Raw genomic sequence first — 13552 nt, 5'->3', positions numbered from 1 at the left:
TTTGTCTTTAAATGTTTAACTACAGTAATTAAAATGTTATAAGATCAAGCATTATTGTACCCATGAACTAATTTATATAAGTTTGTAAAAATAAATTTCACATGAAAGAAGTATCAGTACAGGAACTAAAACAGAAAATCGACAATAAAGAAGATTTCCAATTAATCGATGTTCGCGAAACATTTGAATACGAGGTTTCTAACCTTGATGGAGAAAACATCCCTTTGGGTGGCATTTTAATTGAAGCTGATAAAATCTCGAAAGATAAACCTGTTATTATTCAGTGCCGTAGCGGTAAAAGAAGTGCTGCTGCAGTTATGCAGTTAGAATCGCAGTATGGCTTTGAAAATTTATATAATTTAAAAGGTGGTATTTTAGCTTGGCAAGAGGCTTTCGATCCAAATATGCCAGTGTACTAAAAATAATCAACATACATTTTCCAATTATCAAACTTTTCAGGCTGCATAAACAAGTTTTTTCAACTTCTTTTGCTTCATGCGAGTTTGATAATTGTTATTTGAATATTTACTCTTTAACCTTCTTACTGTGGGCAAAAAATTCGCACTAAACATTTTTTATAACCTTGGAATCATCCTTTCAATTTTTGGATTAGTGTGGTGTTATAACAATGGTAAATATCTTCCATCTGCTTTTTTAGTAGGAACTGCTGCCTGCCTTTTCTATTTCAAAATTCAATTAATGAAAGATATTAGAAAGTCGTATAAGGAAAAAGATCAGGATTAACACCTTCCAAACCCAAACCTGGCAAATCTTTAAGAATGTACTTTCCGTTTTCGAATTGAGGATTTGCGAAAGGGTTATTTTTGGTTAACCAGGGTCCATCCAAATCTGCCCAGTTGCAAAGTGGCGCCAATGCTATAGCGGCAAGGGTTGCACAACTGGTTTCGCTCATGCAGCCAATTAAAACCTTCATCCCGAACGAACGGGCTTTTAAAATCATTTGATGGCCTTCGTACATCCCGCAACTTTTCATCAGTTTTACATTAATACCATGATAAGCGCCTTTTAATTGATCCATATCAGCTAGTCTTTGTACAGCCTCATCTGCCAGCAATGGAATCGGGCTTCTTTCTGTGAGCCAGGCATTGCCATCCAAATTATTTTTATCCATCGGTTGCTCGATTAAAACCACCCCTTTGTTATGCAACCAGTAAATTAAATCAATAGCCTGAATTTTATCTGCCCAGCCTTGATTTGCATCAACATAAAGCGGCACATCAGTCATGCTTCTAATCGTTTCGATTATTTCTTTATCATTATCTCTGCCAAGTTTTACCTTAATCACTTTAAAGGCTTCGGCATCTTTTAACTTTTCACGAATTATCTCTGGTGTATCAATACCAATGGTATAAGAGGTAACAGGCATTTTTGCTGGCTCTGCACCGTAAATTTCATAACAGGGCTTATTTAAAATTTTACCGTTGATATCATTTAATGCAATGTCAATGGCAGCTTTAATTGCTGGCTGACCTGGAGCAAGACTATCCAGGTAAGAAATTATTGCTCCAAAATTAAAAGGGTATTGAATTGTATTCCAGTCGACAAGCTTTAAAAAGGCATTTGCGCTTTCGTAGCTTTCGCCCATGTAGGGCACCATAGATGCTTCGCCATAGCCAATAACATCTTCATACTGAACTTTTAAAAGCATCAGCGGTGTACTGGTTCTGGTAAATTTTGAGATAGCGAAAGGATGTTTTAATTCTAATTCAAACTGCTTGCAACTTATTTTCATTATCAATCGTCTATTAAATAAATAAGGCGGAATTCGCTTTACAAAGGTATATTTGTTTATTAACGCAAACCAATCCTGCTATGAAAAACATTTCAAGATTACGGTATTTTATTTATTTATCCTGCATAATTATTGGAGGATGTACCACAGGAAAAAAAGCCTTGGAAAAAGGCGATTACGACGCATCAGTTTCTAAGGCGGTAAGCCGTTTACAAAGCTCACCTAAAAACAGCGAAGCATTAGGTGTATTACCAGCAGCATTTAACTTTGCCCTGCAAGATCATTTAACAAAAATTGATGAAGCTAAAGCATCTATTGATGTATATAAATGGGAAGCCGTGATGTATAATTATCAAAAAATTAATCAGCTTGTTGATGAAATTAATAGTTGCCCAGCGTGTTTAACCGTTGTACCAAAGCCAATAAAATATATTGATGAATTAGCTGAAAGCCGCTTGAATTCAGGTATTGCAAGATATAATTCTGGGCTTACTTTCCTAAACCAAAATACTAGGGTAAGTGCTAAAAAAGCCTATTACGAATTTGAAAAATCGCAAAACCTTGCTCCAAATTACAAAGATGCTGAAGCGAAAATGGATGATGCCTACTGGGCAGCAGTAACCCGAATTGTAGTTCAGCCGATTATGATCAATAGCAGTTATTATAAGTTAAGTGGCGATTATTTCCAGCAACAAATCGATAATTTTATTGGAAATTACTCCAGAAATAAGTTTGTTATTTTTTACTCGGAACAACAGGCAACAAAGCAAAAAATTGTACCCGACCAAGTGTTGAGTTTAAATTTCGATGATTTTGTTGTTGGGCAAACTTATATTAAAGAACGTGTTGAAAGACTGAAAAGAGATAGTGTTATAATTGGCGAAACCCGTGAGAGAAAACCTGTTTATGGAACAGTAAAAGCTAACTTAAGCGTTTTCGAAAAAAACATATCTTCATCAGGACTGTTGGATTTGACCATTACCGATTGGCAGAGTAAAAAGGTCGTTCGTAAGCAAAAATTCCCTGGAACCTACATTTGGAAAGATAGTTGGGCAAGTTATAAAGGTGACGACCGAGCATTAAGCAACCATCAGTTAGCGATGACGAGAAGAAAAGAAACGATTCCACCACCGCCAGATGTTTTGTTTTTAGAGTTTACAAAACCTATTTACAACCAACTGGTAGATGATATTAGCTATTATTACAACAATTATTAGTTAACGGATTTAAATTGGCTCAACAATATAAATCTATCCGCAAATTTGTTGCATTGAGCTTGTCGAAATATAAAAGATTTTTCAAAAAAGGTTCTTCGACAAGCTCAAAAAATCCTTTTTACAAATCCATAAGGATAGGGCATAACTCTAGCGCCTTTTAAGTTTGTTGGAAAAATCACCGACTTAGTAATCGCAACGTTAAAATAAATCATCGTTGTTAAGCCGTAAAAATATAATAGCTAATATTGCAGCGATGAATACCGGCTTATACAATCCTTTCCAGAAATTCGATTTTTTATATAAAACCTGCTTTTTAAGTGGTCAAACATTCAACTCTCCTGTAGTTCAGGTGCCATTGCTTCCAAAGTGGTTATTGGATCAGGCGGGCTTAACAGGCGAAGAGCAAATTCAATTTTTAGATGAGAGTATTCGCTCCTACAGCACGCTTGTAATCCCTGTAAATAGCGAGATTAACGAGCAGTTTTTAAATCCTTTGGAAGAAAAAATTGAGAACGCTTTTAAAAATGGGTATGAATCAATCTCTCGTTTAAACGAACTGGATTTGTTTAACTGGATTGGAAAGTTTCTATATGGCTTTGTTTATATCGAAATGCATTCGGCTTTACGCAAGGAAATGACTGCCGATGGTTTAAACATGTCGCAATCGTTAATGATGAAATTCGCCAACCTGAATTTCATGATGCAAAATCTGTACACCAGTATCGAATTTGAAGATTTTAATCCTTGGTCTATTATAATTGTTAAGCTAGAAAATGAAGAAACGCCATTCAGTTTCCGTGATGAGATTAATACTTTAACTTTTTCATTAAAGTTTAAAAATTTCGGAATTATTGCTTGCCTGCAGGATAATGGAACTAACAAACGCTACCATCAGGATATTGTAAATGAAGTAAAAGGAAAAGCGTTAACCGCTGAGCAATTTGAAGAGCTAACTGCTCGTTTTTATTATTCGGCCTACCTATTTAACCGTTTACCCGAATATACTTTTATGCCCGTTGAAGGGACAACTTACATAGAAGCGATGCCCCTTCGTGGCAATATGAGTAAGCCACTTTTTGATGTTTGGCAGCATAAAGTTTACGCACAGGTTTTAGAAAATTTCTGGAAACCGTGGGGTTACGTTAAATTCGAAATTATTAAAAATCCTGATGAACCGATGAGCTTTTTTGAAAACCCTTGCTTACCTGTTGCCGGTTAATACGCTTATAAAATTCTGAATAATTCCAGGCTCAAAAATTATTGTAAATATTAATCCAGTTAACGCACCGAAAAAGTGTGCATCATGATTAATATGATCTCTGGAGTTGCGAGAGGCGTAAGCACAGTAAATCAGGTATAAAAATCCGAATACAACTGCTGGAATTCCGATCGGGATAAACATGATGTAAATCTTTGACATCGGGTTATACAAAATATAACTAAAAAGCACTGCGCTAACTGCTCCAGAAGCTCCTAAACTGTTATAGTGGAAGTTATCCTTATGTTTAAAAACGGTTGGTATGTCGCTTAAAATCAAGCCTAAAAAATACAATAAACCAAATTGCCAGCTTCCCATTAAACGCTCCAAGGTAAATGCGAAAGCAGAAAAAGTAAACATATTAAAAAACAGGTGCATCCAATCGGCATGAATTAAACCACTTGTGATTAAAGTATAAATACTATTTCCTTTTGAAACACTGTATGGATGCAGCATAAATTTACCGTAAACGCTGTTGTCATAAAAGGCGTAAAGGCTAGTTACAATTGTAAAAACAAAAATTATTGAGGCAACTGGTGCTACGTTTAAATATTCCATTTAACTTATTTTAAATTGAGTTTTACATTAGTAAGCAAACGCGAAACTGGGTATCTGTTGTGTGTTTTTTCGTAATAATCAGAATTTTTATATACAAATTCTAATTGTGCAGCACCGCTTTTAGCGAAAACGGTATCGGTTGCCTTTTTTTCGTCTAACTGCGCTTTTAATTTTGGATTATTTTTTAACAATTCTGCCGCTGTATCTTCAAAAACATAAGCAGAATAGTGCTCTTTCATATCTAAAATAGAATCGAAGAAATTCCAGTTAAAAAAAGAATCCGTTGCTTGCGGCTCTAATGTTTCAACAATATATCGGTTGGTAAACTGATTAACATAAACCACAAAATCGCCTGCGTAATACTGCAAAGTTTGCGCTACTGGATTTAGTTTAACAGCCGAATGCAAATAATGTCCTTCATAAGGCCTTGTTCCTGTTTTAAAATCGCCAATGTAGTAGCTTTCGACAGTAATCTTTGTATCTGTTTTAAGTTGCTCTATTTTAACGTTATTCAACTTAAGCAAAGCGATAACCCGATCCCATGCTTTTGGAATGATGTAGGCAATTGGTTTCTGCACAGTGACAGCAGCTTCGAACTTATTGTATTCTTTTATATTTTTGGTAAAGGGCTTATTTCTATCGTAGTAAAGCCGATCTACACCGCTTATTTCGCTTGGCTTTTTATCTGCCTGAAAACCTTTAAACGGAATGCTATCGCTTTCATTTTTATTCAAAGCCCATTCTAAAGGAAATTCCTTTTGTACAGCCACAAATTCATCAGCTTTGCGTTTATTTTCGCCAATAATTTTTGCATCACGTTGAACAACATCAATGTAAGTTTGCAATAATTTGTATGTAGCATCTACCCGCAAATCGTACGATTTTAACATGTGTGTTTCTGGCATAAAACCAATCGTATTATGTAGCGTGGTATAACCAGTAGAGTATCTTGGCGATTCGATAAAACCTGTAATTCCAGTTTCTGGTGTTTGGCCGATTGAATTTACATAAGGTATCATTGGGTAGCCTTTCTGCTCCATTCCTTTATACAACTCAGGCACTAAAGTTTTGGTTAAATAAGCAGAAAGAATACCATTTAATTTATCCTTTTGTGTAGGAATTAAAGTCATTACGTATTGGTAATCGGCACCATTACTGGTGTGCGTATCTACAAAAATTTCGGGCTGCCAGGTGTTAAAAATTAACTGGAAAGCAGCAGCGTTTTTTGAATCTGTTTTAATGAAATCGCGATTTAAATCGAGGTTTTTACTATTCCCTCTAAAACCATAAGCAACAGGCCCGTTTTGATTGGCTCTAGAAGTTCCACTCCTGTTAAAACTTCCATCAATATTGTACATCGGAATAATGCAGATTACTACATCTTTCGGGAGTTTGTTTGCACTTAATAAATCGCGGGCAAGCATCATCGATGCATCAACACCTTCTGGTTCGCCAGGATGAATGCCATTATTAATAAGTAGAATACGCTTATTTGCTTTTCTAATTGCCGATGGTTCAAAAACCTGATCTCTTGAAAGAATTAAAAGATGCAGAGGCTTGCCGAAGTCGGTGCTTCCGTAGGTTAAAAGCTTAGATTGAGGGTATAACTTTACTAAAGATTTATAGTAAAAAATTGCCTTATCATAAGTCGTCGTTTCTTTCTTGCCGCTTTGTTCGTATGGGGTTTGTTGTGCCATCATACTAAAGTTAGCAAGAAGTAGGAAAAACACTAAGATTTTTCTCATACAATAATTAAAGGGTTTTGCGATAAACTTTAATATTACCGAAGTAATATTTAAAGCCAATGCTGTAAACATTATAAGTATCTGGATCGTAGTTTTTAAACTTAGTTGCGGGATCATTATAACCATCTAGTCCCTCGCCAAATGTAAAATTACTTTGCGCATTTACGTTAATTACATAACGTACATAACCCCAGCCATCGTTTAAATAAAAGTTAATACCTAAATTAACTGGCACCCAAAGATTGGTACTTTTATCTTCTCCCGGAAATGGGCCATAACCTGGATCGAAAGCAGCCCAACTTGGCTTATATCGAACAATATCTGTAATTTTATTTTTCACAGCTCCAATTCCCGAGCCTATATATAAACCTTTAATATTGTATAAAAAATCAGTTTTATTATAGTTAATAAATTCACCCAGAGCGAATTTCATATTAAAATTTACACCCGTGTATTGATTTACAAACTGCCGATTATGTGGATCAGTAACAATATCGCCGCCCTGAACAATGCCATACTGCGCCTCTAAACCAGCAGTAACAAAAGGGGTAAGATGATGATCAATTGTACCAGCAATAGTGTAGCCCCAGCTTCCTTTATAAACGTCCGTTTTAGAATAGTTTGGCCCTACATTTATTCCATAATCCCACTTAAAATAATTAGATTGAGCATTAGAAAACTTGGCAAACATCAAAAGGGGAACAGCTAGGAATATAATTTTGAGGCGGTTAGAATTCATATTGTTTTTTTACAAAAATAATATGTTTATTCAATATCCATAACTTTTACCTTTGAAATATGAATATCTATCAAAACTTCAACAAATCGCTAGAGAAGAGATTTATCAATTATGCAAAAATTGATACACAATCTGACCCTGAATCTCCAACTTGCCCTTCAACCTTAAAACAAAAAAACCTGGGCAAACTTTTAGTTGAAGAGCTTTTAGAAATCGGCATAAGAGATGCTCATATAGACGAAAATGGTTATGTATATGCAACAATCCCGTCAACAACCGAAAAAAATGTTCCAGTAATTTGCTTTTGTTCACATATGGATACTTCGCCAGATTGTAGCGGAGAAAATGTTAAACCGATCATACATGAGAATTATCAAGGCGAAAATTTAGTATTACCTGATGATACGAATATTGTAATCAAACTTGCAGAACATAAAGATCTGCAGCATCAAATTGGAAATGATATTATAACAGCAAGTGGTACTACTTTGCTAGGTGCCGATAATAAGGCTGGTGTTACCGAAATTATGGAAGCTGCAAGCTTTCTTGTAAAAAACCCAGCTATAAAACACGGGGTAATTAAAGTTCTTTTTACGCCTGATGAAGAAATTGGACGCGGTGTAGACAAAGCCGACCTTAAAAAGTTAGCTGCCGATTTTGCTTATACCATCGATGGAGAAACCTTAGGCTCTATAGAAGATGAAACTTTTTCTGCTGATGGTGCAACTTTAACCATAAATGGCGTGAGCAGTCACCCGGGTTTTGCCAAAGGTAAAATGGAAAGCGCCATAAAAATTCTTGCTGAAATTTTAGATGTTTTACCAAAAGATAAACTAACGCCCGAAACAACCAGTGGCAAAGAAGGCTTCATTCATCCCGTTGCAATTAAAGGCCAGGTTGAACAAGCAGAAGCACAGTTTATTATTCGTGATTTTACCGACGAGAAATTGGCAGAACATGGAAATCTTCTTAGGCAAATAACTGAGGAGATTTTAAAAAAGTACCCAAACTCAACTTATAATTTAGTAATTAAAGAGCAGTACAGAAATATGAAACAAGTATTGGATCAGTTCCCTAAAATTGTAGAATACGGTATTGAAGCAATTGAACGAGCGGGTGTAAAGGCAAAAAAACAAAGTATTCGTGGTGGCACCGATGGTTCTCGATTATCGTACATGGGTTTACCGTGTCCGAATATTTTTGCTGGCGAACATGCATTTCATAGTAAACAAGAATGGGTAAGCGTACGGGATATGGAAAAAGCAGTTCAAACCATTATTAATATTGCTACCATTTGGGAAGAAAACAGTTAACCCGTTTTCAGTTGGCAGTTTAGAGAAGCTGTAAATTGCCAACTATTAATGATCTTGCCCGATATCCAATCTATTTATTTTTCCTTCTTTATTAAGTTGAAATTTAAAAAAGGTTTTAAAATCGCCCCACTGATCAGAATGAAAATGGCCATAAACATGCAAGCCATTGTTTTCAACCTTATCAATACTCGTAAATCTTTCGTGGCCCAAAGCTTTTTTAAAAAAATTATTAAACTGCATTTGGTTTCCATCGTCGTATAAAACAACTTCTTCGGCGAAAAGTAAAAACCAGGCGTTATGATCTCCTTTTTGTAATGCCTCTATTGCTGCCTTAACCTTTCTGTTTGTTAGTTTCTTTAAATCGACAGCCATTATTTATACTAATTGAGTGAGATGAATTACTAGATAGATGCTAAAACCATTGGAAAATTATCAAATTTAAATAAAAAACAGAAGGTTATAACCAGCTCGCAAGAAAATTACTTTTTCTGTATTTTAATAAAAGATAATCGATTTATTATCAAATTTGCTACTTTTAAATACAAATGATAACACTAGAAAACGACTTTATTAAAGTCCGAATTGCCAATAAGGGTGCCGAGCTACAAGGCTTATTTAGTAAAGAAACTAATATAGAATATTTATGGAATGGGGATTCGGAATACTGGGGCAAGCATAGTCCTGTTCTTTTCCCTATTGTTGGCTCTTTAAAAAACGACAGTTACATTTACAAAGACAAAACATATAAATTACCCCGACATGGTTTTGCCCGTGATAATGAATTTATTGCAGATCAATTAAATACCGCTGAAGCTGTTTTCACATTAACACAAAGTGATGAAACTTTAAAAGTTTACCCTTTTCCATTCGAATTAAAACTTAACTACCAAATCATAGATAGAAAGTTGATTTTAGAATACACGGTAACCAATACAAGCAGTAAAAAGATGTTTTTCTCATTAGGTGCTCATCCAGCGTTTGCTGTTCCAAACACGCCAAATACAAGCTACGAAGACTATTACCTTGCATTTAATAACGATGAAAAATTAACCTACTGGAAATTGGAGGATGGACTGGTTGCCAATGAAACCGAGAACATCGACCTCAGCAGACATCGATTAAACCTAAAACACGATCTTTTTTATGATGATGCCTTAGTTTTTAAAGCATTGCAAAGCAATTGTATTAGCTTATTAAACTCTAAAAATGATTATGGCTTACATTTTCATTTTGATGACTTTCCTTTCTTTGGCATTTGGTCGGCCAAGGATGCACCATTCGTTTGCTTGGAGCCGTGGTGTGGTGTCGCCGATAGCGTTAACCATAACCAGCAGTTGGCTTACAAGGAAGGAATTGTTAAACTGGATGCAGGAAAAAGCTGGAAAAGATCTTGGGAAGTAGAATGCTTTTAAAGCAGACTACTTAACCTCGAAACTGAAATAGCTTACCCCTGGAATACCCGATGCAGTAAGCCCCTGTACAACACCAATGTAACTACCTTTTTTATCAGATGTATAAAAACTAACTTTTCCTTTCCCATTAGCATCAATATTAACCTCAGGCGACCAATATAAAGTGGATCTAAAATCTGGAATTCTTTTATTCTTCAAATCATCCCCAGTTGGACTATAAAATTCTCTTTGTAATTGCATTCCTTCGTAATCAATAACAACTGCACGAGGGTCTATTTCTGTTCCGCCTAAATCTGATTTCATAGTCGAAAAGCTCAAAATCCCTTCAGAGCTTGTAGGCCCATAATAGTACCTGCTTCGAATTACTTCCAACTTTTCTACTTTAAGCGGATCTATTGCTATTACCTTATCCATATTAAAGTACGGCACACCGTCCAGTAAAACCAAGGGGTCTACTTCCTCATCAAGAATTGCTTCTTCACCTAAAATATGAAAATGGAATCTTTTTTGCTTTTTATATACAAAAACCTGCGCAACATACTCTCTTAAAACCTCTTCCATCGTTGTAAAACGGGTATAATCGCTTAATTTATAAGTTTTATAAGGGTTTAAATAAAAGGCTGAACTATCGATATTAGGCTTATAAAACTGTTTCAATTTTGCTCCCGAATAAACATTTTGCACTTGCATGCTTAAGTTACGCATACTCAAATCGTTTAATTGTGAAGTCTTAAGGTTTCCTGAAAGATATTTATTTGCTGAATATTTTTCAAAAAACGGATTGTTTATGGAAATAAGACTCGTACTATCTAATTCTGTATTCGTTTGTAAAACAACCTCGTTCTGGCCGTAGAAATCTTTTGTATTAAATACAACTTGCCCTGTAGAATCGCTGGTTGAGCCATAAAACTGAATTCTTTTGCCCGGAACGCTCATATATACAAGATGATTGTTAATCGCATTTCCTGCCTTATCTACAATTTTTCCAGAAACAATATGACCGTTATATTCTGGCAGAAACTTAAATACTGGCGCTTTCTTTCCACTTAAAACATCCGCCCAGTTAAACCGTCGCCAACCCTGTGTAAGTAATAAATTATCAAGCGCTTCACTTGTACCTAAATTATTTTGTTCGAAGTAATACCCAGGTGATTCTACCTCGCCCTTTAAATTAGAGCTAAGCCATAAATAGCTTTCTATATCTGGATAGTTTTTAACATCTAAAGAATCGACCTTATGAACTGAAATTGAAACATCAGCCAACTTGCTTAAGTTCTTTTCATCGTTAAGCGATAAATTAACATTTACTTCTTGTCTGTTATTATAAAATTTCGAGTCAGAAACTGCATTTATGGTTAACTTTTTAGCCGATTTCTTAAAATATAAACGCTCTGCAACGGCTTTTCCTTCGTTATTAAAAGCCGTTAAATAAGTTATGCCATCGTTCAGGCTATCTTTTTTAACTACAAAAGATGCTTTACCTCCCGAAACTTCTCCTGTTGATGCAAAGACGGTTTTAATTCCATTATGAGCAACTAAATATAGTTTTTGATTACCTAAATTACTGAAAACATCGATGTTCAAATTTGCATTTTCATCTTTTAAGTTAAGCACATAGCCCGTTTTCTTTGCTGCTGGAAGTTGCTGTATTATAATTTCACCTTGTGCCGATCTTGCAATGGCCTTGTAATCGTTATTTGCCAATGGCATGAAACTAAACTGTCCAATACCGAATTTTAAAGTTTTAAAGCGGGCTAAAGTATCATTTCGGTTGTTTACAATAACGCCACTTATATCCATCCCTTTGCCATCCGAACCTAAAATTTTGAAGCCAACCCTACTGGTTATTCCTTCAACCAAATCACCGCCTTCTGGAAAAAATTGTAAATTATATTTTTTGCTTTCTGCCTTTGAATTCTGAGGTGTGTTTAATGTGTTTATTATTTTCAATGGTTTTTCAAAGAAAACATCTGCGCCCAAATTTTTCATCCAGTTGGTGTAGGCCCTTAACTTATAAGTTCCATTATTCAAATTAACAGGAATATATAAAGAGCCGTTACCACTACCGTTTTTTAAACTAATTTTTGCTTGTAGCACTGGGGTATTAGCGTCATCCAAAACCTCTATATAAGCTACTTTACTTACATTTAATGGTTTATTTTGCAAATCTGTATAATAAGCTTTAAACCAAAGTATTTCTCCAGTCAGGTAAAATTCGTTATCGGTTTGTACAAAGAGTTTTTCTTGTAGGATATTATTATTCTGGTGATTTACCAAAGCCTTTTGTATCTCAGGTAGTACCTGTGCATTTAACCGCAGCGTAACCAGAGAACATAAAAAAACAACTGAATATAACTTTAAAATTATCTTATTCATATACGGTTACTTATTGCCAAAATCCTGGTTTTTTATTGGTTCCTCTAATTGTACAATCGGCACATTGGGCACCTGCTCCAGTATGCCCTACAACACCCCCGTTATTCCCTGTCATTTCCTCTAACGGTAGTAATGCTTTTGTTTGAAATAATGCATCTTCATCCCTGTTTTTTGTAATAGGATTAACGGTATAAACAGAATCCGGTTCGCTACACGAATAGGGATATTTTACACGCCATATGCCCGGCAATACATCTCTTGGCACGAAAATCCTTTGCTGAGTAACTGTACCTGCACTAATATAACCTATAACGGGTTCGGCGGCATTACTGATATTATGGATATTACCCGTTAACTGAGATGGCAAGGCATCGAAAATAGACCCCAGATTCTCGGTATTTTTCTTTAACAATTCCCAAAACTCAAAAGCCTCTTTTGTTAATGCATACTGTTTAACTAAAATGCTATACTTTACACCAATCTTTTCTGAGTCTGATGTGATGAAAGTTAATGGATTTAGATAAATAACATCGTTTACCAATTTTGAAGAAGACCCTAAAACTATAGAACTTGAAATGCTATTCCCCCAGCACTCATAAATGTTTTCTGTTGCTAAATTCCTCGGTACAATTGCTTTTCCATCCGCTTTAAAACGAGAGAAATATTTAGCTCTAAATTGCCATGTTTCGTTATATTCCCATCTATAATACCTGCTTTTATTAGTAGCATCATGTGTATTGGTGTACAACTGCAAACCGTTTTCTGTAATTTTCCAGGTTATGCTGTCAACTGCAGGCGAAACCCTTGCCTCAACAAAATCAGACAAATATGTAACACCTTTTGAAGTTTTTATTCTTAATCTATATTTTTGGCTTACGCTTAGGTTTAAAGGTGCCGATGCATAAGTACCTGCCACCTTAACATCCGATAGGTTATAACTTTGATTGGCATCGCTTTCTACAGTAACCGTAGCCCCCGTTTCAACTTTAAGGGTATTTTTATTATCTAAAACAACTGTTCTGCTTAACCTAATAAAAGTAGAATCAGTGCCTGTGTTTATTAAACCTTCAACAACCAGGTAATTATAATTTACATCTGTTACTTCGGGTTTGTATGCCTTTTTACAACAAAACAATATTACTCCAACAAGTACAAGGCCTAAAATGCTAAACTTTTTCATG

At 35.3% G+C, this 13552-nt stretch carries 13 protein-coding genes; 6 read left to right on the top strand and 7 right to left on the bottom strand.

Features of this window, described 5'->3' with window-relative positions; all coding sequences use genetic code 11:
• The first annotated feature begins 101 nt into the window (after positions 1-101).
• Positions 102-419, top strand: a complete 318-nt coding sequence (locus ACZZZI_RS10860) for a rhodanese-like domain-containing protein (RefSeq protein WP_316755083.1) — start codon at positions 102-104, stop codon at positions 417-419.
• A gap of 127 nt (positions 420-546) precedes the next feature.
• Positions 547-744 carry a DUF6358 family protein gene (locus ACZZZI_RS10855; protein WP_316755081.1) on the top strand — a complete coding sequence of 66 codons (198 nt, stop codon included), beginning with the start codon at positions 547-549 and terminating at the stop codon, positions 742-744.
• Here ACZZZI_RS10855 and ACZZZI_RS10850 read toward each other — a convergent pair.
• On the bottom strand, positions 710-1753 hold the full coding sequence (locus ACZZZI_RS10850) for a dipeptide epimerase (protein WP_463489432.1): 1044 nt from the start codon (positions 1751-1753) through the stop codon (positions 710-712). The genes ACZZZI_RS10855 and ACZZZI_RS10850 overlap by 35 nt on opposite strands.
• An 80-nt stretch (positions 1754-1833) precedes the next feature.
• Here ACZZZI_RS10850 and ACZZZI_RS10845 point away from each other — a divergent pair, with 80 nt between their 5' ends.
• Entirely contained in the window at positions 1834-2970 is a 1137-nt protein-coding gene (locus ACZZZI_RS10845) for a hypothetical protein (RefSeq protein WP_463489431.1), read from the top strand.
• Positions 2971-3223: 253 nt separating this feature from the next.
• A complete protein-coding gene (locus ACZZZI_RS10840; RefSeq protein WP_463489430.1) occupies positions 3224-4189 on the top strand; it encodes a hypothetical protein in 966 nt (321 codons plus the stop codon).
• On the opposite strand, the gene ACZZZI_RS10835 is transcribed toward ACZZZI_RS10840, so the two are convergent.
• The 3 genes from ACZZZI_RS10835 to ACZZZI_RS10825 are packed head-to-tail and all read right to left on the bottom strand — an operon-like array spanning position 4172 to position 7270.
• Positions 4172-4786 (bottom strand): rhomboid family intramembrane serine protease, encoded by a 615-nt coding sequence (locus tag ACZZZI_RS10835; RefSeq protein WP_463489429.1) that lies wholly within the window; start codon positions 4784-4786, stop codon positions 4172-4174. The genes ACZZZI_RS10840 and ACZZZI_RS10835 overlap by 18 nt on opposite strands.
• A gap of 5 nt (positions 4787-4791) precedes the next feature.
• Positions 4792-6531 (bottom strand): M14 family metallopeptidase, encoded by a 1740-nt coding sequence (locus tag ACZZZI_RS10830; RefSeq protein ID WP_463489428.1) that lies wholly within the window; start codon positions 6529-6531, stop codon positions 4792-4794.
• Positions 6532-6538: 7 nt separating this feature from the next.
• On the bottom strand, positions 6539-7270 hold the full coding sequence (locus ACZZZI_RS10825; protein ID WP_463489427.1) for a hypothetical protein: 732 nt from the start codon (positions 7268-7270) through the stop codon (positions 6539-6541).
• A 59-nt stretch (positions 7271-7329) separates the two neighbouring features.
• On the opposite strand from ACZZZI_RS10825, the gene pepT reads away from it, so the two are divergent.
• The gene (pepT, locus tag ACZZZI_RS10820; protein WP_463489426.1) at positions 7330-8583 is read left to right on the top strand and encodes a peptidase T; all 1254 of its coding nucleotides are present in this window, start codon (positions 7330-7332) and stop codon (positions 8581-8583) included.
• A gap of 45 nt (positions 8584-8628) precedes the next feature.
• On the opposite strand, the gene ACZZZI_RS10815 is transcribed toward pepT, so the two are convergent.
• On the bottom strand, positions 8629-8955 hold the full coding sequence (locus ACZZZI_RS10815) for a hypothetical protein (protein ID WP_316755063.1): 327 nt from the start codon (positions 8953-8955) through the stop codon (positions 8629-8631).
• Between the two features lie 173 nt (positions 8956-9128).
• On the opposite strand from ACZZZI_RS10815, the gene ACZZZI_RS10810 reads away from it, so the two are divergent.
• Positions 9129-9995, top strand: coding sequence for an aldose 1-epimerase family protein (locus ACZZZI_RS10810; RefSeq protein ID WP_463489425.1), 867 nt, complete (start codon positions 9129-9131; stop codon positions 9993-9995).
• Between the two features lie 6 nt (positions 9996-10001).
• On the opposite strand, the gene ACZZZI_RS10805 is transcribed toward ACZZZI_RS10810, so the two are convergent.
• On the bottom strand, positions 10002-12371 hold the full coding sequence (locus ACZZZI_RS10805) for a hypothetical protein (protein WP_463489424.1): 2370 nt from the start codon (positions 12369-12371) through the stop codon (positions 10002-10004).
• A gap of 10 nt (positions 12372-12381) precedes the next feature.
• The gene (locus ACZZZI_RS10800) at positions 12382-13551 is read right to left on the bottom strand and encodes a DUF4249 domain-containing protein (protein ID WP_463489423.1); all 1170 of its coding nucleotides are present in this window, start codon (positions 13549-13551) and stop codon (positions 12382-12384) included.
• Position 13552: the final 1 nt, after the last annotated feature.

Source organism: Pedobacter sp. AC190 (genome assembly GCF_979258025.1).
The sequence above is the reverse complement of the archived record's forward strand: the minus strand, read 5'-3'. Positions and strand labels throughout refer to the sequence as shown.

Coding starts and splice junctions, on each gene's coding strand:
- ACZZZI_RS10825 (WP_463489427.1), bottom strand. CDS start 7,270: ATGAATTCTAACCGCCTCAAAATTATATTCCTAGCTGTTCCCCTTTTG.
- ACZZZI_RS10810 (WP_463489425.1), top strand. CDS start 9,129: ATGATAACACTAGAAAACGACTTTATTAAAGTCCGAATTGCCAATAAG.
- ACZZZI_RS10800 (WP_463489423.1), bottom strand. CDS start 13,551: ATGAAAAAGTTTAGCATTTTAGGCCTTGTACTTGTTGGAGTAATATTG.
- ACZZZI_RS10815 (WP_316755063.1), bottom strand. CDS start 8,955: ATGGCTGTCGATTTAAAGAAACTAACAAACAGAAAGGTTAAGGCAGCA.
- ACZZZI_RS10845 (WP_463489431.1), top strand. CDS start 1,834: ATGAAAAACATTTCAAGATTACGGTATTTTATTTATTTATCCTGCATA.
- ACZZZI_RS10835 (WP_463489429.1), bottom strand. CDS start 4,786: ATGGAATATTTAAACGTAGCACCAGTTGCCTCAATAATTTTTGTTTTT.
- pepT (WP_463489426.1), top strand. CDS start 7,330: ATGAATATCTATCAAAACTTCAACAAATCGCTAGAGAAGAGATTTATC.
- ACZZZI_RS10830 (WP_463489428.1), bottom strand. CDS start 6,531: ATGAGAAAAATCTTAGTGTTTTTCCTACTTCTTGCTAACTTTAGTATG.
- ACZZZI_RS10860 (WP_316755083.1), top strand. CDS start 102: ATGAAAGAAGTATCAGTACAGGAACTAAAACAGAAAATCGACAATAAA.
- ACZZZI_RS10805 (WP_463489424.1), bottom strand. CDS start 12,371: ATGAATAAGATAATTTTAAAGTTATATTCAGTTGTTTTTTTATGTTCT.
- ACZZZI_RS10840 (WP_463489430.1), top strand. CDS start 3,224: ATGAATACCGGCTTATACAATCCTTTCCAGAAATTCGATTTTTTATAT.
- ACZZZI_RS10850 (WP_463489432.1), bottom strand. CDS start 1,753: ATGAAAATAAGTTGCAAGCAGTTTGAATTAGAATTAAAACATCCTTTC.